The 19,694-nt window shown below is 54.1% G+C and carries 16 protein-coding genes; 12 read left to right on the top strand and 4 right to left on the bottom strand.

The window, feature by feature from the left end; translation table 11 throughout:
* Positions 1 to 20: 20 nt before the first annotated feature.
* Positions 21 to 230, bottom strand: a complete 210-nt coding sequence (locus tag CA13_RS27015) for a class I SAM-dependent methyltransferase (protein ID WP_146402009.1) — start codon at positions 228 to 230, stop codon at positions 21 to 23.
* A 93-nt stretch (positions 231 to 323) separates the two neighbouring features.
* Between CA13_RS27015 and CA13_RS27010 the strand changes: the two genes are divergently transcribed.
* The 3 genes from CA13_RS27010 (at position 324) to CA13_RS27000 (ending at position 3,149) form a co-directional block, all read left to right on the top strand.
* Positions 324 to 599 carry a toprim domain-containing protein gene (locus CA13_RS27010; RefSeq protein WP_419194885.1) on the top strand — a complete coding sequence of 92 codons (276 nt, stop codon included), beginning with the start codon at positions 324 to 326 and terminating at the stop codon, positions 597 to 599.
* Between the two features lie 452 nt (positions 600 to 1,051).
* Positions 1,052 to 1,573 (top strand): sigma-70 family RNA polymerase sigma factor, encoded by a 522-nt coding sequence (locus tag CA13_RS27005; RefSeq protein ID WP_146402007.1) that lies wholly within the window; start codon positions 1,052 to 1,054, stop codon positions 1,571 to 1,573.
* Positions 1,560 to 3,149 (top strand): LamG-like jellyroll fold domain-containing protein, encoded by a 1,590-nt coding sequence (locus CA13_RS27000; RefSeq protein WP_419194884.1) that lies wholly within the window; start codon positions 1,560 to 1,562, stop codon positions 3,147 to 3,149. Before CA13_RS27005 ends, CA13_RS27000 begins: the two co-directional genes overlap by 14 nt.
* 231 nt (positions 3,150 to 3,380) lie before the next feature.
* Here CA13_RS27000 and CA13_RS26995 read toward each other — a convergent pair whose 3' ends face one another.
* Positions 3,381 to 3,620 (bottom strand): hypothetical protein, encoded by a 240-nt coding sequence (locus CA13_RS26995; protein WP_146402003.1) that lies wholly within the window; start codon positions 3,618 to 3,620, stop codon positions 3,381 to 3,383.
* 249 nt (positions 3,621 to 3,869) lie between these two features.
* Here CA13_RS26995 and CA13_RS26990 point away from each other — a divergent pair, with 249 nt between their 5' ends.
* The 7 genes from CA13_RS26990 to CA13_RS26960 all read left to right on the top strand — a co-directional run bounded on the left by CA13_RS26990 (position 3,870) and on the right by CA13_RS26960 (position 16,943).
* A complete protein-coding gene (locus CA13_RS26990) occupies positions 3,870 to 5,360 on the top strand; it encodes a sulfatase-like hydrolase/transferase (protein ID WP_146402001.1) in 1,491 nt (496 codons plus the stop codon).
* Between the two features lie 2 nt (positions 5,361 to 5,362).
* Positions 5,363 to 6,841: a sulfatase family protein gene (locus CA13_RS26985; RefSeq protein ID WP_146401999.1), complete on the top strand. Its 1,479-nt coding sequence runs from the start codon at positions 5,363 to 5,365 to the stop codon at positions 6,839 to 6,841.
* Positions 6,838 to 8,277 (top strand): arylsulfatase, encoded by a 1,440-nt coding sequence (locus CA13_RS26980; RefSeq protein ID WP_146401997.1) that lies wholly within the window; start codon positions 6,838 to 6,840, stop codon positions 8,275 to 8,277. Before CA13_RS26985 ends, CA13_RS26980 begins: the two co-directional genes overlap by 4 nt.
* Entirely contained in the window at positions 8,264 to 9,700 is a 1,437-nt protein-coding gene (locus CA13_RS26975; RefSeq protein WP_146401995.1) for a sulfatase, read from the top strand. Before CA13_RS26980 ends, CA13_RS26975 begins: the two co-directional genes overlap by 14 nt.
* Before the next feature lie 40 nt (positions 9,701 to 9,740).
* Positions 9,741 to 11,255: a glycoside hydrolase family 2 TIM barrel-domain containing protein gene (locus tag CA13_RS26970; protein WP_419194883.1), complete on the top strand. Its 1,515-nt coding sequence runs from the start codon at positions 9,741 to 9,743 to the stop codon at positions 11,253 to 11,255.
* 43 nt (positions 11,256 to 11,298) lie between these two features.
* Entirely contained in the window at positions 11,299 to 12,822 is a 1,524-nt protein-coding gene (locus tag CA13_RS26965; protein ID WP_419194882.1) for a sulfatase, read from the top strand.
* A 98-nt stretch (positions 12,823 to 12,920) separates the two neighbouring features.
* A complete protein-coding gene (locus CA13_RS26960; RefSeq protein ID WP_146401989.1) occupies positions 12,921 to 16,943 on the top strand; it encodes a sulfatase-like hydrolase/transferase in 4,023 nt (1,340 codons plus the stop codon).
* Positions 16,944 to 17,615: 672 nt separating this feature from the next.
* Here the strand turns inward: CA13_RS26960 and CA13_RS26955 are convergent.
* Positions 17,616 to 17,900 carry a hypothetical protein gene (locus CA13_RS26955; RefSeq protein ID WP_419195163.1) on the bottom strand — a complete coding sequence of 95 codons (285 nt, stop codon included), beginning with the start codon at positions 17,898 to 17,900 and terminating at the stop codon, positions 17,616 to 17,618.
* Positions 17,901 to 17,984: 84 nt separating this feature from the next.
* Between CA13_RS26955 and CA13_RS26950 the strand changes: the two genes are divergently transcribed.
* Positions 17,985 to 18,224, top strand: coding sequence for a hypothetical protein (locus CA13_RS26950; protein ID WP_146401985.1), 240 nt, complete (start codon positions 17,985 to 17,987; stop codon positions 18,222 to 18,224).
* Between the two features lie 163 nt (positions 18,225 to 18,387).
* On the opposite strand, the gene CA13_RS26945 is transcribed toward CA13_RS26950, so the two are convergent.
* Positions 18,388 to 18,846, bottom strand: coding sequence for a hypothetical protein (locus CA13_RS26945; RefSeq protein WP_146401983.1), 459 nt, complete (start codon positions 18,844 to 18,846; stop codon positions 18,388 to 18,390).
* Between the two features lie 291 nt (positions 18,847 to 19,137).
* Here CA13_RS26945 and CA13_RS26940 point away from each other — a divergent pair, with 291 nt between their 5' ends.
* Positions 19,138 to 19,590 carry an RIO1 family regulatory kinase/ATPase domain-containing protein gene (locus CA13_RS26940; protein ID WP_473087490.1) on the top strand — a complete coding sequence of 151 codons (453 nt, stop codon included), beginning with the start codon at positions 19,138 to 19,140 and terminating at the stop codon, positions 19,588 to 19,590.
* Positions 19,591 to 19,694: the final 104 nt, after the last annotated feature.

Raw genomic sequence — 19,694 nt, 5'->3', positions numbered from 1 at the left:
ACAGCCCTTGCCCCAAGGGGTTAGCGCAGCGTCAGACCGTCAAGACATTGCTCATGTTCCTTGCGAGCTTGTTCGGTAGAAATGAGGAAATCGCTTTCAAAATTTCTCTGTAGTAGCCGCGTAACGGCATCATCTGATTCAGCAGTCTCAGGGAGTTTCATGAAATTCACTTTCACGTATTCAACATCGAGCGTTCCCGGTCTTTGCAAGATGGCTTCACCAGTTTTCATCGAACGAAGTCGCTGCCCCCACTCAATCGATTGCTCTTCAAACGATTCATAGGTTACGCTCGTGATCTCCTCAAAATTCCTGTGGATGATCACGTGGATCGGTTGAAAGAGCCATACGTAGAGGAATCGCTTGGCACCTATGGGGTCGTTGTCTGCGAGGGCCAAAATGAAGTTTTACGAATGGAGACGCTTGGTGTGGCTGCGGTGGGACTCGGTAGCAACAAGGCGACCGATCATCCAATCGAAAAGCTAATACGTTTTGCTAGGCAAGCGGGCGACAATCGAGTACTTCTATTGCCTGATTGTGACGAGGAGGGCGAGCACGGATTCCGGGAGTTGTTGTGGCGATTGCCTCATCCATCCAGATGACTCGTGCAGCAGCTAAATCCGTTTTCATCATCTTGGATTTCTTTCGGAGCTAGGTGCCGACGAAATCAACAAGTCACGTCGACTGTTTCGCGACCCGTTCTATGCGTGTGCCCCAAAACAAACCAATGCGTCCAAAGTACGGTCGCATGCAACGGGCTTGCGAATACCACTCAATTCTTGACTCCGGACCGGTCAAAACGCGAGCGGAATCTGCACGCCATGTGGTAGTCATTTAGGCGGTCATTCAGGTACTGAATCGCTTCAAGTAAAGACGCTCAAACCCGTCCGGCGGCGAAAAACTTATGTTTGCTCGTGCATTGGCGTAAAATGGCGATATTTCGCGTTATTTACATGTGACGGTACCTTCGTTGCGTTAACCGCAGAATGCTTCCGTAGGACCGAGAGCCAAGCTTCTGCAGGACACTGCGTAAGCGTTTAAAACCAGGAAACAGATGAATCACAGCGATGAATTCCTCGAATTGATCACGGAATACCAGGGGCGGTTGTTCGGCTTCGTTCTGTCGATGCTTGGCAATGTGGACCAAGCCAACGAGGTACTACAGGAAATCAATCTGGTGCTTTGGAAAAAGTCAGACGATTTTACACCGGGCTCCAGCTTCAAGGCATGGTCGTTTCGTGTGGCTCACTTTCAGGTGATGGCCTTTCGGCAACGGCAGATTCGTGATCGGCTGGTGTTTGACGATGCCGCGTTGGAAAAGCTTAGCCGCGACGCAATGGCAATCGATGACGTCTACGAACAACGGGTGGCACGCCTGGAAGGCTGCATGCAACGGCTCTCGGAGCGCAACCGGGACGTCGTCCGTCGCTTTTATGTGAATGGTGAATCGATGAATGAAATTGGCGCAGTGCTGAAGCGAACTGCCAACGCTGTCGGGCAGACGCTGTTCCGAATCCGCAGGACACTGATCAAGTGCGTCTCGGATGAAAGCGAGGTGGCCGATGTCGCCGGATGAAACGACCAGAAGAGAGCTTGAAAATATCCTGGCATTGATGTGCAGTGATGAGTTTGATGACGACGGCAAGCAGCGGCTAAACATGTTGGTGTCAGGGTCAGACGATGCCCGACGCATCTACCTGGAACAATGTCAGATGCAGGCGATGCTTCAGCAATCGACGCTGCTGGCATCGTTTGATGCGGAGAAGTCTGAGGTCGCGTCCACCGTACAAAGCGATAGTCGGCATTCAATGCCTTCGTGGGTAGGCTGGGTTGTTGCGGCCAGTGTCGTGTTCGCCATTGGCCTTGCCGCCGCCACGTTCTTTTCGGATTCCGGCGGGACCGTCTCCGTGCCTTCGACAGTGATCGCCCGCGTCGAAGAACTGAATGGTTCGGCCTGGAGCGAAGAGTCCGCACTGGCACGCGGAGCGAGCGTTTCCCGCGGAGCCGTTCGCCTTGAGTCAGGTTCAATGGAGCTGCGATTCAATCATGGGACGCGACTGCTGGTTCACGGTCCGGGTCAATTATCGATTGATTCAGACATGCAGGTATCGCTGGTGCGGGGCCAGGTCGCGGCGCAAGTGACGGAGATCGCTCACGGGTTCACGATCCTTGGTCCCGATGCAGCCGTGGTTGATCTTGGGACGGAGTTCGCGATGGCCGTGGCGGACGGCGAGAGCTGGGTGGAAGTCTATGACGGAGAAGTCGAAGTCGCGTTGCTGGACGAGGACGGGCGCGCATGGAAGAGTCGCGAACTGTTGACATCGGATGCGGTTCGGATCGATGCCTCTAACGGTCAGATTGTCGACGAGGCGGCTCCGGTTGCACTGCCGCGTCTTGCCGAAGCTCCTTTGGAACCGCTTAGCGTTCCGGCCGAGTACGTCGGGAGTGTCCAAAACGCCGAGCCCGCGCATTACTGGCGATTCGAGGCAGAAAACGGCGGGACGATTACTGACATAGCAGGCGATGCTGATGCGGTTCTTCATGGTGGGGCAAAACTGCAAGACGGCGGCGTGTATTTTCCACGCGGTCGTCGAAACCACGGTTACGTGATGATCGACAGACCAGTGGCGTCAGTGTTAAGTGACGAGTTCACGCTGGAACTGTGGATGAACCCGTCCTTCACACAGCGGACAACGCTTATCGATATCAACCATCGTCAACCCGACTCCAGGTCGCGTGAAAAACTGTACCGCCTTTCGCTGTTACCAATGCAGCATCGTCGAGTTTACCCGGACGAATCCATTCGTTTCATCAACCATTTGTGGCCGTACGGTGAGCAGGAGTCGGTGAATGTCTTTTCATCGCAGCGATACACACCGGGCTCGTGGCATCATGTGGTTGCGGTGCGGAGTGACAATCAGGTTGAGATCTACTTGAACGGCAGTGCGGTTGAAACCTCACCGGCACCGCCGCTCAAGGCCGAGCCGCTTGATGCGATGATTGCCATCGGAGCGTTTCTACGATCAAAGACCCCCGGTTCCTATGACGGCCAAATGTATTTCAAAGGGATGGTCGACGAGTTGGCCGTGTATCCGAAGGCTCTCTCTGCCGAGGAAATCACCAAACACTACCGCCTCATGCAGGCACATTGAGTCGGTCGTATTTGTGGTGCCAGCAAGTCTCCGTAAAAGGCAATTGCCCTTAAATAAGGAAAACGAAATACGTCTTACCCCAACCGTTGCCGCCGAACAGACCGCGTTGCATGAAAAACTGCAACGATCGATCAACAAATTCAAACACGACACGGCAAAGATCTTGCGGTAACGACTTGAAAACTCATCACGCTGAACACAAAAGACACTCCGAACCCGAGTGTTCTCGGTCTATTTCGGCGCGGGCATCTTGGCGTCGATCCGCTGCAGACTACGAAACCGTTGCGTTTTCATTTCCTCCGTCTTCTCCCGCTTCTTTAATGCAAGGTTGTTTTTCTCGCTCAGATCCTTCCTGATCTTGAACAGGTAGTCCTTCCCTATTTTGTGGCTATGAATGGGCTTGTCTTCGAAACGGCAGACTCCGGCGAGCAGCAATCTCCCGACCAGGGTCAAGGTGGCTGTAGATTTCATAAGCGTTTTGAGTCACTGAGTTCGTAAAGTGGCCCCTTGCTCGGACGACAAGGCTTTTTCGTTTCGCGTCGCACATCCTCCGCTGCTGGCAATCGACCGCGGCATATTCGTGACCGGTGAAACTATCTTTTTCTACACAGCCGTAAAATTCGTCAGTTAAGTGCTATTACCTATAGAGCGAACCTGAAAACAGCTCCAGCCAGTCGCCTGCAGTGGCGTCGATTGTGAAGTATTTAAACGAGAGATTCAATGAGAACGACGATTCTTGCAATGGCACTTCTCGCGTGCGTCAGCACCGCAAACGGTGCCGATTCACGACCCAACATCATCCTGTTCTTAGCCGACGACATGGGACAAGGCGACACTTCAGCATATCAGGATTTCACGCAAAACTCGAACGCGTCTCAGGTTCACACGCCGACGATGGAGCGACTGGCGGCCAGTGGGTTGCGATTCACCGACGGTCACTCACCGGCTGCGTTCTGCAATCCCACTCGGATTAGTCTGTTGCGAGGCGGTCGAACGGTTCGTACAGCGGAACAATTCGGTACGGCACTTCCCGCGATGTTGAAACGCTCGGGTTATCGAACCTATGGCGTTGGGAAATGGCATGTCTTCTTTGAAAAGGGACAGGATTTCCACGCGAGTTCACCCATCAAGCTCTGTGCGCTCGACTTTGGCTTTGATCATTACACCGGGACACAGCACAACATCACCAAGAGTCCTGCCTATCACATCGACCGCGTCTATCAAAAGTACGACGCGAACACGAAGTCGCTGGTACCCAACGATTCCAAAAATGCTCCCGGTTACGGAAACCCGGGCGGTCCCATCGAATTCATCAGCCAGCAGTTGTGGCTCAACGCAGCACGTGGATACATGAACGAACACGCGGCCGGAGCAGATCACGCGGACCAACCGTTCTTCCTCTACTACCCATCGCACGCGAATCATAACAAGCTGCTTCCGGCAGCCGACTTGGATGGCGTCACGGTCAAGGGAGCCTGCAAGACCGCGGACGGTCGTGCTTTGTTGTCAAATCGCGATTCGCTCAGGCTCGATCGATCGGAAATGATCTACGAGAACGACGTGGCCGTTCGTCTGCTATTGAAGTGGCTTGGCGAGACTGACGACCCGCGAAATCCGAGCGAGAAGATGCTTGCCAATACGATGTTCATCTTCAGCAGCGACAACGGTGCGAACGAAAAGGCGAACCTGCCAGCAAATGGACGTCTGTCGGGCAGCAAAGGGAAGATCGAAGAGGGCGGGCACCGTGAGCCGTTTATCGTTTCCTGGTCAGGGCGAATTCCAGCGGGCGTGACTTCGTCAGCGCAGATTAGTCTGCTGGACATGTTCGCCACACTGGCGGCGGTTGCCGGCGAAGAACTAGCCGACGACGAGGCAGTCGACAGCTTCAACATGCTGGACACATTCCTGCACCCGGACACCGCCAAGCCGCGCCCGAAAGGCATCTATGCGGCACAGGCATTGCGTCCGACTCATCTGATGATTCGCGACGGAGATTTCAAAATCGTCTGGGAGACGACCAAGCCGTTGAAGTTCACGGGGTTGTATAACCTGCGGAAAGACCTCGGCGAATCCCGTAATCTGCTGGGCAGCCCCGAGTTCGCACAGATCGAAAAGAAGCTGAAGCGACAGGCGAGGGCTTTCCTGAAAGATGGCCGCTCCCGTCCTCGGGCCGGCGCTGCCAGCGAACATAGTGAAGAGAGTGGAGTTTGAGCATGAAAACAACATGCTTCCTCGCAATTATTATCGCAATCACGGTGGTTGCGAACGCATCCGGTGCAGAATCGTCGCGACCCAACATCGTGTTTGTGCTCGCTGACGATCTAGGGTACGGCGACCTTCACTGCTACAACGCGAATTCGAAGGTGCCGACGCCTAACCTCGACCGGCTGGCGAATGGTGGCATGAGGTTCACCGACGCCCATTCCGGTGCAGCCGTGTGTAGCCCGACGCGGTACGGATTCCTGACGGGACGACACTTCCTTCGTCGCCCCAACTGGATTGAAGGCATTCTCAATCGATGCCTGATCGATGAAGAACAACTGACGGTGGCTGAATATCTGCAGGCAAACGGTTATCACACTGCCTGCTTCGGCAAGTGGCATCTTGGCCAAACTTGGTTTGACCAAAAGGGCAAAGCGACCGGCGCCAGCTTCAAAACCGACTACAAGCGTCCGACCAGGGGAGGTCCAAACGACCACGGGTTCGACCATTTCTTCGGCATGAATGGCACGGCCGTTGGATCGCCGTTGTCATTGATGGAGAACCGGCTGGTGACGGAGATCCCAACCGTAAAAGGCCCCAAGAAGGGACGACCGATGGCGAAGTCGCATCGTCCCATTGACGTGATGCCTCGCACGACCCAGCGCGCGTTGGACTACATCGATGCGTCGGTGAAAGAACGGAAGGGACAGCCGTTCTTCATTTATTACGCATTGACCGCCGTTCACACGCCAATCGTTCCCGCCAAACAGTATCACGGAAAATCGGACGCATCGGACTACGGCGACTTTGTCTATCAGATTGACGATACCGTCGGCCAGATCGTTCAAAAGCTCAACGAACACGACCTCAGTGAAAACACGCTGATTGTATTCAGCAGCGATAACGGTTCGCATGGCCGCGCTGCCGAAGGAAACGGAAACGGCCCGGGATCCGTGATGAAGAAGTTCGACCACCAAGCCAACGGCAATTGGCGTGGACTCAAAGGAGACGGCTACGAAGGCGGGCACCGCGTTCCGTTTATCGCTCGCTGGCCGGGGCATGTACCGGTGAACTCTCAGTGTGACGAACTGATCACGCTGGAAGATTTCATGGCCACGTGCGCGGAGATCATCGGGAAGCCACTCCCGAAAGACACGGCCCAGGACAGCTTTAATATTCTGCCGTACCTACTCGGCGACAAGGCTGCATCCGGTATTCGACCCTATGCCGTACTGAGTACGTTCTTCGGCAAGCCGGTCATTCGCAAAGACTCATGGGTGTTAATGCCATTCATGGAAGGCGGCGGGCCGTATAATAAGAATGCCGTTGAATCGGATGAAGGCGGCCCGCAGGGACAGCTGTTTGATTTGTCGACGGACCCTGGCCAAAAGAAGAACCTCTGGCTTAAGCATCTTGATGTCGTCACCGAACTCACTCGACTGCACGCCGAACATGTCAGTCGCGGGCGAAGCCTTGGAATTGATCGATGAGTGATTACCTAATGCGAGTATTTGCACTTCTGGCAGTGGCCTTTGTTGTTGCTCCACTCAACGCGATACAACCGAACATTGTCCTGTTGCTGGTGGATGATATGGGGCATGGCGACATTGCGGCCCACGGAAATCCCGTTCTCAAGACACCCAACTTTGACCGCTTGCACGAAGAGAGCCTTCGGTTTAACGACTGCATGGTGAGCCCCACGTGCTCCCCAACGAGAGCAGCGCTATTGAGCGGGATGCATGAATTCAAGGTTGGTGTCACGCATACGACTTACCCGCGTCATCAATTGAGCTTGAATGCAACCCTACTCCCGCAAGTGCTGAAAAAAGCGGGCTACAGAACCGCGATGTTTGGCAAGTGGCATCTTGGTTTTGAAGGCGAGCACGTGCCTCATAAGCGTGGTTTTGATGTTGCACTCAACGATCTGAACGATGACCAGCGTCAACACTACGATCCGGTAATGGTTCACAACGGCGTTGAGGAACGCCACAAGGGATATCGCACGGATGTTCTTTTCGACGAGGCAATGAAGTACATCGAAGAGAATAAAGATGCGCCCTTCTTTTGTTACCTGTCGACGTTCACTCCGCATTCACCATTGAAGGTTCCCGATGAATACACGCAGCCGTACCGGGGAAAGGCAGCCAAACCCGAATTTCACGGAATGGTTGCCAAGGTCGATGAAAACGTTGGTCGGTTGCTCGATAAGCTCAGGAAACTGGGCATCGAAGAAGACACGCTATTGATCGCCATGAATGACAATGGAGGCACGTTTGGTGTCGACACCTGGAATTCGGGAATGCGTGGCGCAAAGGTGAATGCCTACTACGGTGGTTCTCGCGCCTACTCGTTCTGGCGCTGGCCTGGCACGCTCCAGCCTGGCGAGCGGAATCAGTTAACGGCCCATCATGACATACTTCCGACGCTGGCTGCGGTCGCTGATGTTCCGCTGGACCCCAAACATCGGCAACAACTCGATGGGTTCGATTTGACTCCGCTCTTCCAACACGACAACAAAGACTGGCCCGGCAAGGACCGCATGGTGGTGCATCATTCCGGTCGCTGGCCGAGTGGCCGCGCGCAAAGCCACAAGCATGCGTTTTGTGGAATCCGCTACGGCAGTTATCACCTTCTGCGCCAATACCCGTGCCTTGATCCGGAATGCGGAAAGACCGAACGGGCCATCATCTGCAAGTTGCATTATGAATACATCAACGATCCCTCTCGACCGGGTTACTACGGCGCCCGCGAACACTACAAGTACACCGAACCCGGGCAGTGGAGCCTCTTTGATTTGTCCAGCGATCCGCATGAAGACTGGAATCTTGCCGCACTGAAACCTGATGTCGTTGAAAAGATGTCGAAGCATTACGACCAGTGGTGGACAGGCTTAACTTTCGATAAGGAACAGAATGAATCGAATTAGCCCTTTGAATCCGAAACTGTTTATCACCAACATGGCTTTTCTGATAGCAGTCAGCGTCATGCCGGTCTGCGCTTCCGAACGGAAGCCAAACGTGATCCTCATTCTGGCCGATGATCTTGGCTACGCAGACCTGGGATTCCAGGGCTCCGACCGTATCAAGACGCCGCATCTTGATCGCCTGGCATCCATGGGAACGCGTTTTTCCGACGGCCATGTCAGCGCTTCCGTTTGCAGTCCAAGTCGGGCGGGACTGATGACAGGCCGCTATCAGCAACGCTTCGGCCACGAAGGCAACTCGCCGCGCCGACCCGATGGAATGGATACCGCGGAACGCACGATGGGGCAAGCATTGCAGTCACTCGGCTACCGCACAGCCATCTTCGGAAAGTGGCACCTGGGCAGTGAAGAGAAGCACTACCCGACAAGGCGTGGCTTTGATGTGTTCTGGGGATTGCGTGAAGGCTCGCGAACGTACTGGTACGACGAACAGAAAACCGACAAGCCCGGCAGCGATAAGGCAACCGAGCACAACGGGACGCAGGTGAAATTCGATGGGCATCTGACGGATCGTCTCGGCGACCAAACGGTGAAGTTCATCGAAGAATGCAAAGACAAACCATTCTTTGTTTACCTCTCGTTCACCGCGCCGCATGGGCCGCTGCAATCCAAGCCTGAAGATTTGCAAGCACTCGGCACGGACGACAACTATCTCGGCCTGATCTACGGAATGGACCGCAACATCGGCAAAGTGCTTGACTCACTCCATCAGCACCGATTGATCGACAACACGATCATTTGGTTTCTGAGCGACAACGGCGGCATCGGTCCCACGTTTTCCAACTATCCACTGGGCGGGAAGAAGGGATTCAAGTTCGAGGGCGGTCATCGCGTGCCGTTCCTTCTGTACTGGAAGAACCATGTTCCTGCCGGCAAGGTTTACGATCAGATGGTGTCGTCGCTAGATATCTATCCCACAAGTCTGGCTGCGGCGGGTGGTTCACTGGATCAGCCACGTCCTGTCGATGGTGTGGATCTGATCCCGTATGTGACCGGGGAAAACACAAACACACCGCACGAGAGGCTCTATTTTCGCAAGCTGGAATGTGCCGCGATGCGCGACGGGCATTGGAAACTCATTCGAGTCGATGACTATGGCTTCGCGCTGTACAACCTGAAGGACGATATCGCCGAGCGGAATGATCTTTCCGCCCAACAGCCGGACAGAGTCAGTCAGATGAAGGGTCTGCTGGAAGCCTGGGAGCAGGACAAGATGGAACCGCTGTGGAAGGAAGGCGAGCGATACAAAATCATGCGTTATCAATACCACACCCAACGGTTCAAAACCGGCGAGATCGACCCGAAGCTTGACAGCAAATCTTCCAAGCGGAATCGCAATCAAACAGACCGGCCCTCCCGCCAATGACACTTTCAAGACAATTCCAATGACGGAAGACAGGACAACGATGATCACTCGAATCTCAATGTTGCTCGTGCTGCTGACAATGATGTATGGGCCGGGGCAAAATTCGTTCGCGAAAGAAGGCGACGCGTTCCAAGGCCGTTATGACGTTTTCAGTTCGTTCCATATCAAGGGCGCCGGAGGCACCGATTTTATGGAATTAGCAGCCAAGTACGGGGCCAACACGATTCGCACGTGGCGTATCAGCGACGACACCGGCCAATGGTTGGAGGACGCGGACAAGCTGAATCAAAAGCTGATTCTTGGAATCTGGATGCCGCACCAGGGAAGAAACGGCATCGAAGGCAAAACGGCTTACGACTTCGACTATCGGAAGCGCCGTGAAGAGATGCTCAAGAAACTCGATTCTCATCTCGATGCCTACGACGACCACTCAGCGCTGTTGATGTGGGGACTGGGCAATGAGGTTCATCTAGAAGAACAGTATCTAACCACGGTCAACGAGATGGCGAAGAGAATCCATCGTCGCAACCCGCATCGCTTGACTTGCATCGTCATCATCAATGCGCCGAAGAAGTCGATCGACCTGATCAAACAGCACGCTCCCGAAGTCGACATGATTGGAGTCAACGCCTACAGCAAAGGAGCCATGCAAACGGCGATCAACAACCTAGAAAAGCACTGGAAGAAACCGTATTACTTTTCCGAGTATTCGCACCGTGGACCCTGGGCTGCCAAGAAGGGTGCCACCGACCACGCTTTGGAACTAACACCTTTCGCAAAGGTCCAGCAACTTCGGGAAGCGAATCCCATGATCAAGGTTGGCAAGAATAACACAGGCGGAGTCGTCTTTGTCTGGGGCGAACACAAACGAGGAATGGGCACCTGGTTCAGTCTCCTACTGCCAGAAGATCCAAGAGAGCTGCTGCGTGAAAAAGATTCTCCCTTGGTGACGCCGATGGCGGACGAGATGCACCGGTTTTGGACCGGGAAGGAACCATCAAATCGTGCCCCCGTCATTGAGCGATTGACGCTCGGTGGGACGGATCAGGGAATCGAAGTCTCCGAGCACGAGAAATTGAAGGTGGTTGTCACGGCTAACGACCCCGATAATGACCTGCTGACGTATCGCTACTTGATCTTTCGTGCCCGCGGCAACGACAAAGGCAAATTGGTGTGGGGACCAGTCAAAGGAACGTCGCAGACCAAGGTCGAAGTTCCGCCTGCTCCGGGCGATTACCGGTTGTACTGCCAAGTGCTTGATGGCCGCGGGAAAGGGACGGTGCATCATGTGCCGTTTCGAATCGTAGGTAGCACTGATTCCGACGGCACTCGCGGTGCTCCGGACGATAAGAAAAGCATCCAAACAGAGGCCATTTTTCAGAAGCGAGACAAAGACAAGGATGAGCGTCTGACGCTGAAGGAATTCATCGCCAATGCCTACGGAGAACAGAAGGCAGGCGCGGAAAGACGATTCACCTGGTCAGACAAAGATCAAGACGGCCATGTGACTCTGGATGAATTCAAAGCAACCTGGGGAAAGGTACTCCGCAAGTGAGCGAACTGGTTTGCCATCTCAACGAGCCAACCAAGAACGATCGATGCAACGAATATTAATCTGCGCGCTGCTTTGTCAAGTCACCGGTGTCACGGCGGCTTCTGCTGTGGACAACCAAACCGCGCCAGCAGTGCATTCAAACGAACGCCCGAACGTGCTGGTGATCATCGCCGACGACTTGATGAAACAGGTTGGTGTGTACGGCTACGATTTCGTCGAAACGCCAAATTTGAATCGACTGACAAAGGAGTCCATGCTGTTCGATCGCGCGTACTGCCAATATCCGCTTTGCGGACCGTCGTGTGCTTCGTTGTTTCTTAGCACGTATCCCAGCAACAGCGAGATCACTTGCAACCAGGGCGGCAAAAGCAGCAACGTCCAAAAGAAGGCCGAAAGGCTTGGCATCAAAACCATGCCCGCCCACTTTCGTGAACATGGATACGTCACCGTCGGAGGCGGAAAACTGTATCACGACACCGTCCTGCCTGAAACAGAAAGCGCGAAGCTAGATTTCTCCGTCGTTCTGCCGAGCAAGGGCAAGGATGGGGTGAATGTCAAAGATCCCAAGACAAAAGATAAGAGGACGCGAATTACTTCGGCCAGTGAGTTCGGCGTGTACGAGCACAAGGACGGCGCGTTGGTCAAAAACGCAAAGCAATGGCTGCAGCAGCGTGCAAAGAAGTCAGCCAGCAAACCATTCTTCATGTGCGTCGGATTGAAGAAGCCGCACTCGCCGTATGCGGCTCCAAAACGCTTCTTCAATCTGCATCAACGCGAAGCGATGCAGATCACCGATATCAAGCCGCCGGGCGACATTCTCACCCACTATTCACTGAGCTTTCCGAATGCTCTGCTGAGCGTGCATGCCGATAAACAGCAATACGATGCGTACAGCCTCCCCGCTGCGAAGAAGAAGGAAATGATGCAAGGGTACGCCGCCTGCGTTTCCTATGCGGATTTCCTGGTGGGAGATCTACTGGATTCATTGAAGCAGACCGGCTTCGATGACAATACGATCGTCGTCTTCACTTCGGACCACGGCTACAAACTCGGTGAATACGACCGGTGGGCGAAATTTACGCTGCACGAAAAAGACGCCGTGGTTCCGCTGATTGTTCGCGTCCCGGGTCTCCAATCCGGCCACAATGCGAAGTCGGATGCCATCGTCGGACTGATTGATCTGTATCCGACGCTGGCCACGTTATGCGATGTGCCGGTTCCGCCTGGGATCGACGGCATCAGTTTTGCGAGCACTCTCCGAGACAAACAGTCTTCCGCACGCGAATACATACACACCTTTGTGACCCGTGCCGAGCGGACGACATCGGACAACGTCACGCATCCCAAAGCGATCGGCGCCAGCGCAACGCATCGCAACGGATATCGATATACCCAGTGGTGGCAGGGGGAACCGGCAACATTTCCGTCCCGGTCTCCGATCCTGGGTGTCGAGCTATACGACCATTACCACAAATCCAACTCACCGATTTCCCAACGAAACATCAGCGCAGTCGCACCAGATAGAGTGAAAGAAATGCAGGAAAATTGTCGGCTTGTTACTGACTAACCGTGCTGGCCTTCGCGTTAATCGCGTTGATTAATCCGCTGGGCGCAGCGGGAGACTAGATTCAATTTATACGACACGTTTGTTGCAGAGATTTCCATATGCGTATTCCAGCTAGATTTCTTCTCACCTCGTTCCTCTTCGTCATTGCGGCGATTGGACCACGAACAGCGAGCGCAGACGATCAACCAGTTCGTCCTAATATTGTCCTTTGCATGGCGGACGATCTCGGCTGGGGCGATGTTGGCTACAACGGACATCCTCACATCAAGACGCCGCATCTGGATCAGATGGCAAAGGCCGGTGCGCGACTCGATCGCTTTTACGTCGGGTCACCGTTGTGCGTGCCGTCGCGGGCCGGACTGTTGACTGGCCGAATTGCCACTCGATGCGGGATCAGTAATCACCGCGGCGCGGTCAGTCACCTGAAAGCCGAAGAGCTGACCATCGCTGAACTCGTGAAATCGAAAGGCTACACGACAGGGCACTTTGGCAAGTGGCACCTCGGCATGCTGACGCCGGACTACAAAGGCGACAAGGATGTTCTGATGACACCAGGCATGGCGGGCTTCGACGAGTGGTTTGCTAGTCCATCATCGGTCGCAACTCACAATCCCTATACCGATCCGGGTGGCATCGGACGTGCGCTCGGTGGCCAGTCGTCGCCCAAGCCTATTGATCTGCGAGCGGGCTACATTCACAACGGCAATCCATTGGACGAGCCGATCGAAGGCTGCGCCGCCGAAATCGTAATGGATCGCGCCATCCCCTTCATTCGCGAATCAACCAAAAAAGAACAACCTTTTCTGGCCGTCATCTGGTTTAACCCGCCGCACACTCCTGTGGTGGGACACCCGAAGTACATGAAGGAAATGTACTCGGGTTTGCCCGAAAACCAACAGCACTACTACAGCCTGGCGACAGCGATCGACGCGCAGATGGGGCGGCTTCGGCAAGAACTTCGTGACCTTGGTATTGCTGACGATACGCTGCTTGCATTCACCAGCGACAACGGCCCAGGACCACCAATTGGACGCACCAAGAAAGCGGAAGCACGTTTGCAAGGATCGGCCGGCTCATTCCGCGAACGAAAAGCGTCGCTCTATGAAGGCGGAATCCGAGAGCCCGGCTTGATCGAATGGCCAAGTCAAATCAAATCCGGGACCGTCGTAAAAACTCCCTGCTCTACACTCGACTACCTGCCAACCCTGGCTAAGTTGCTTGGCATTGAGTTGCCCAATCGGCCCTACGACGGTGTCGACATCTTGCCAATTTTGAGAGGCGAAGGGCAGGAACGCGGCGAACCAATCGCATTCTACTTTCGTGATGCGGTGGCACTCTCTGGCGAACGTTTTAAACTCGTATCGGCAGAACAATCGAAAGGCAAACGGTCGGGCGGTGCCGTCAGTTTCACAGACAAGAAGTTTGAACTGTTTGACCTGGAAAACGACCCTGGCGAGAAGAACGACATCGCACAGAAGCATCCGAAAGTCGTCAAAGAAATGAAGTCGCAATTGCGGCAGTGGGTCGACTCGGTCGAACAGAGTCGTCTCGGCAAGGATTATGAATCCGCAGATTCAACGCCACCCACACCGACTGCATCGGGAGAGGCATCCGAAAGGAGAACACATCTCTTTCTCTGTTCTGGCCAGTCGAACATGAAGAACCTCGACCTGAGTGTATCGTTCACTCCGACACTCAAGCAGGCTTTTCCTAACGACGAAGTCATCGTGACGAAGGTTGCTTACGGCGGGCGAGGGATATCGCGTTGGGTACCGCGTGCCAAAATCTATACGGAACTCCTAGCAGCAGCCAAGAAGGCTTCGACCGGTAAGAAAATAGACACCATGACCTTCGTCTGGATGCAAGGCGAAAAGGATCATCAGGAAGATGCGACGACGACGGCATACGAACGCAATCTAAAAACACTTTACCAGCAACTATCCGAAGACTTCGACCGCGACGATATCAACTGGGTGATCGGACGATTGAGCGACGCGAGACTCGGCACGGCCAATTGGGATGCGATTCGGCAGATTCAAGTTGATGTCGCCGACAATCACGCCCGCGCAGCTTGGGTCAACACCGACGACCTGAATGGGGCAAACAACGGTGTCCATTGTCCGCCCGGAGGCTACAAGCAAATGGGCCTCCGCTTTGCCGACAAAGCCATCGGACTGATTAAACAGTCAGGAAAACGGAAAGCCGACCAGGCGATCAAACCGAAAACAAACGCGGGCATCCCAGTGGGTACGAACGTCCGAATTATCCCTTTGGCAAGTGCACTGAAGTCAAAAGATGGGTTCGCTCAATGGATGTTCCCCGACCAATACACGGCACAAGACATCTTGGAGATGATCGACAAGCTGAAGCCACAGGTACTTGAGCGTTACATCACTGGTAAACAGAACATCGACGCGATGGTCCCGGTACGACGCGGCCACGAACCGATGAACGTTGGGGAATTCTTGAATGCGTCGATCAACGCCGGATCGCCGGGATGCGTCATCGTTCCGAAACTAAATCTCACTTGGATTTCATGGGGCCGTGAAAAATATTTTTGGGAAACGGCCGAGAACTATTTCAGCCTTCCGCTAACGCGACCCATTCGGATCGTGAATCTGGACAACTGGAAGGACTTTCTGGAGAAGCACGGAGACAAAAAGGCGACTGAAGTCTTGAAGCGACTTAAGAAGATTGGCTTTGAATCGATCGGCGTGAACATGGCCGGCGGTTTCAACGAAGGTTACGGATACCTTTCGTTCGCCGACTTCCTAATCAATAGCCAAACCTGGGAACTTCGGTTGAGCACGCTGGAAAAGATGAAACGAGATCCGCATCTGACGCAGTACTACCTTTACATCGACTATCCGGGTCAAATGAACGATTTCATGGAGTTACCCGGCGACCAGCAGGCCGACGTATTTACGAAATTGATCCAACCAGCCGAGAAGACGCACGATTTTATTTTTGTCTATCCCATACTGTTCGACCAGTGGGACGCGACCAAACAACTGACCAGCCAATCGGGAGAATACCAAGGCGCGACTCTGTTTGAAGTCATCCAGCAGTCCGTTAACCCGCGCGTCAAAAACGAGGGGGCAGCGCAGGACGAAAAAGACTTTGTACTGCACAATAAACCATTACCGCCGCTTAAAGACGGAGCGTGGACCGCCGTCATCATTCCTGACACGCAAACGTACACGACCCTGCGAAAGGGCCGCGAGGAAAACGTTCAGATTCTTGATCAGATGTTTCAGTGGATGGCGACGAATAAGAAAACACGCAACATCCAAGTCGCGGTGCATGTCGGCGACATGACATCGAAAAACGAACCGAAAGAATGGGAAAAGATTCGCGGCTCGTACCGAAACATCGACGGCGTCGTTCCCTACGTGGTTTGTGTGGGTAACCACGACGAGAAACCGATTAACCGAACGGCACATCTCGATGAGTATTTCAAAATCGCCGACAATCCACTGAATGAAGAGTTCTTCGTTGCATCGTTCGAGGAAGATAATCTTGAGAATGCGTATTACGTCATGGAACAAAACGGTCAAAAGCTGCTGTTCATGGCACTCGAATTCTTACCGCGCGATAAAGTCGTCGCTTGGGCCGACGCGATCATCAAAAAGCATACCGACCATCATGTCTTTTTGACGATCCACGAGTACATCAGTGAAAAGAGTCGGCTGACCAGCAAAGACGGATTGCCTTCACCCGAGTTATCGGACAAAGAAGACTACCTGCGCAGTTTTCGATCCGAGGCTGACAACATCAATTGCGGCGTCGACATCAAGGCGAAGTTGATTGATCCCAATCCCAACGTCGAATTCCTCGTCTGCGGCCACTACGGTTGCCAAATCATCAATGAACGTGGCCAAGCCGTTTTTGACAGGCAGGAAATTGCCACAGCGCACTGCAGCGATCCCCGGGACAATGGTGCGAAATTCCACGCAATGCTGTTCAACGCGCAATGGATGAGTTCAGGCGGCGACGGTTGGCTACTGCTACTCGAATTCCAGCCGGATAATCAGTCCGTCCACGTTCGTACTTACTCACCGTACCTCAAAGCATTCCGCACCGGCCCGGAGTACGATTACGTCCTTCGCCGCTCGGATTAGATCTTTAAGTACAAAAACGGCGTACTTGAAATGGGCGTGCTCGCCTCCATCCCGCGGATGTTGGGAGGACAAGAAATCGCGTTTGCTGCAGTTCGACTACTACCCGCGGTTTCCGTCAGCGATGTTCAATCAACGAACGCGAATTGGAGCGATTGAAGCGAAGCAAGATTCATCACCAAGCATACAAGCCATCGGCGGCTATTGTGACGAGGGTTTGCGTTTGTGTAACCGTCCGGAAGCGGCCCCGTTAGGACGTGAATCGAGCAACGCGTTGCGGTGCACAACACCGACCGCACGACCAGAGATTTCTTCGTACATTTGGTTGCATCGACCGAACGCGAAACTGAAGGCCGCAAAACTGCAGAGGTACGTAAGACCGATGCACTAATGGGAAATCGGAAACCTCGTCGGATTTATCGTCCGACGCGGGTTCGCGAGTCATCGTCATACCCAAGGTTGGGCAACCCTCTATATGTGGCCCCTTCCCTCTTCCCTCTTCATTCTTCATTGCGAAATGATGCAAAAGTGACAACCGAACAAAACAATGGAGGCACGGTTTTTTGGGCTCGGCTTTGGTGTCCGTTCCATTAGTGTTTTGGGTTCAAGTGCATGGGTGGCCCCGGTTGGTTATGGCCCCGGTTGGTTACCGGTTGGTTGCCCGGACGCGCTCAGCTAGGCTGGGTCCGCTAGGATCTTCCTGGTTCGGTCGTCCACTCTGTGTAAGCGAGGTTCTTGCCCAAACGCACCATCGGCGGGTTTTAAGGAGACCAACCAATAAGGATCGTCAGGCACATTCGCCGCCACCATCGCTCGAAGGATTTCCAGATCATGCACACCGTTCTCGCTGAACAATTTTGTGTAGAACTCCTTCTCCCGGCGGATTTTTTGCGTGTCAAAGAACACTGCGGAACACTTTGTACCTGGCAGAATGTCACCAAAGTGTTCGATGACAATCATGATTGCCGCTTTCTGATCTAGTTCTCGGTTTGTCAACTTTTCCTCCCGACGCTTGTCGCTTACGCAATTGGAACACGCAGTCTGATGACGCTCATGGTGCAGGTTAGCAGTGATACTTCATCGAGCAACACCCGGCTTGTGTTGGCGTTCCCAAAAGATGCCTATGAGATGGTCTTCTGCATTACGGTCTTCTGTATTACTGCGTCATGCGATGTTCTCGGTTGTGCCGCCCATCCGCATACGCGCGTCACTCAGCCTGTGACGTCGCTGGAAAAATCGATCAGAATCGTTCACGGTCATGTTGACCCCGAGAGTGGTTGGTAGGGCGGCCTGGGACTGCCTAGAAACAATTGGATTGTGCTGACAAGATAAACTCGATCGATAGACGATGTCGCAGGCAATAAAAATCGCCTGTACCCGTTTTGTCCCTCTCGGCTATTGCGGAAATAAGGGGGGGAATTCACTTCGCATTCGGCGGGTGGCTCTGCTACGTGTGCAAGCTGACTAGGTATTGCCCTCCGGTGGTCGCGATTTCGGAGTGCACATCCAACTTGGGAGAGAGACGCGAGAGTCGATCGATGAGCCAGGCGGCAACGGCGTCGGCGTCTTCACGCGTGGGGCAACGAGCCATGGCTTCGCGGCCGCCCTTTCGCTCGAGTCGCTCGGTAGCCGCGATGATCGGTGCCGGGTCAACGACAATCAGGTGATCGGCCCAGGGCACCACGGGATCATTCGCGCCCTTGCCCGTGTTGCAGCTTTTGTGCGCCAAACGCTCTGGCGGCACGTTTCCCTTGTCTTGTTTTCTTTTCTTCGCGCGGGCCTTGGTGATACGAGTGTCCACACTGGCTCCGCGAGGATCGTTGGGCGACATCTCGCGGTCGACCGGTTCGTCACACAACCAACACCGCCAACCGTCGGCCTCGCCCACGTCATTAAGTTGTCCCATCCGTTTTCATTCCTGGATTTGTTGAGGGAAGCATGGATCGCTGGGTTCATTCTGGTGGGCCCATCACGGCAAGTCCAACGCAATATATATATATACAGGCTAGGAGGATTCGGCCACCCTCGATTGCCCCTTGCGCAGCCGAGACGGGGCCTATCGAGAGCCTCTTTACGGCATTTTCTACGTCGTGCTACGTTACGCCCGGGACGCTCTGTTGCTTCAGGGACGCTGTCTCCTGGTCATTCACCCATTCTTTTCCTGCGGAAGCTTCCATGCTTCTGAATCGGTAGCATCTTGAAAGTCCCCAAGCGTATCAAACCACTTATCGAAGACGGGCTCGTCGACAAAGTCTTAGGCTCACTGATGAGCGGCAAAGAGGCCCAGGTCTTCCTTGTACGTTGCGGCGACGAGATTCGCTGTGCCAAGGTGTACAAGGATGTGGCCCAGCGCAGTTTCAAAAACGCGGTGCAGTACCAGGAAGGCCGGAAAATCCGGAACAGCCGCCGACAAAGGGCGATCAACAGGCGCTCTAAATTTGGCCGAGATCAACAGGAAGTCGTTTGGCAACGGGCCGAAGTGGACGCGTTGTATAAACTCGCCGACGCGGGTGTCCGAGTCCCAAAGGCATACGGTTTCTTCGATGGCGTGCTATTGATGGAGCTGGTCACCGATGGGGACGGCGACGTGGCACCGCGGCTGAACGAAATCACAATGTCGGCCGAACAAGCCGTGAAAGATCACGCGTGACGTTCGAAACATCACGCAATACTACGCGCAGTATGCTCCGGAGCTAGCGGAATCTCACTACGCCGAAGAGATGTGGGAACTGCACGAAAAGAGTGAACTGACCC

The sequence above is a fragment of the Novipirellula herctigrandis genome, assembly GCA_007859835.1.
Lineage (GTDB): Bacteria > Planctomycetota > Planctomycetia > Pirellulales > Pirellulaceae > Novipirellula_A > Novipirellula_A herctigrandis.
This window is presented reverse-complemented; position numbering and strand designations above follow the sequence as displayed.

Bases quoted from the DNA above. Each gene is read 5' to 3' on its own strand.
- CA13_RS26970 (WP_419194883.1), top strand. From the start codon at position 9,741: ATGATCACTCGAATCTCAATGTTGCTCGTGCTGCTGACAATGATGTAT.
- CA13_RS26990 (WP_146402001.1), top strand. From the start codon at position 3,870: ATGAGAACGACGATTCTTGCAATGGCACTTCTCGCGTGCGTCAGCACC.
- CA13_RS26945 (WP_146401983.1), bottom strand. From the start codon at position 18,846: ATGGGACAACTTAATGACGTGGGCGAGGCCGACGGTTGGCGGTGTTGG.
- CA13_RS27005 (WP_146402007.1), top strand. From the start codon at position 1,052: ATGAATCACAGCGATGAATTCCTCGAATTGATCACGGAATACCAGGGG.
- CA13_RS26985 (WP_146401999.1), top strand. From the start codon at position 5,363: ATGAAAACAACATGCTTCCTCGCAATTATTATCGCAATCACGGTGGTT.
- CA13_RS26950 (WP_146401985.1), top strand. From the start codon at position 17,985: ATGACGCTCATGGTGCAGGTTAGCAGTGATACTTCATCGAGCAACACC.
- CA13_RS26980 (WP_146401997.1), top strand. From the start codon at position 6,838: ATGAGTGATTACCTAATGCGAGTATTTGCACTTCTGGCAGTGGCCTTT.
- CA13_RS27015 (WP_146402009.1), bottom strand. From the start codon at position 230: ATGAAAACTGGTGAAGCCATCTTGCAAAGACCGGGAACGCTCGATGTT.
- CA13_RS26960 (WP_146401989.1), top strand. From the start codon at position 12,921: ATGCGTATTCCAGCTAGATTTCTTCTCACCTCGTTCCTCTTCGTCATT.
- CA13_RS27000 (WP_419194884.1), top strand. From the start codon at position 1,560: ATGTCGCCGGATGAAACGACCAGAAGAGAGCTTGAAAATATCCTGGCA.
- CA13_RS26995 (WP_146402003.1), bottom strand. From the start codon at position 3,620: ATGAAATCTACAGCCACCTTGACCCTGGTCGGGAGATTGCTGCTCGCC.
- CA13_RS26975 (WP_146401995.1), top strand. From the start codon at position 8,264: ATGAATCGAATTAGCCCTTTGAATCCGAAACTGTTTATCACCAACATG.
- CA13_RS26955 (WP_419195163.1), bottom strand. From the start codon at position 17,900: ATGATTGTCATCGAACACTTTGGTGACATTCTGCCAGGTACAAAGTGT.
- CA13_RS26965 (WP_419194882.1), top strand. From the start codon at position 11,299: ATGCAACGAATATTAATCTGCGCGCTGCTTTGTCAAGTCACCGGTGTC.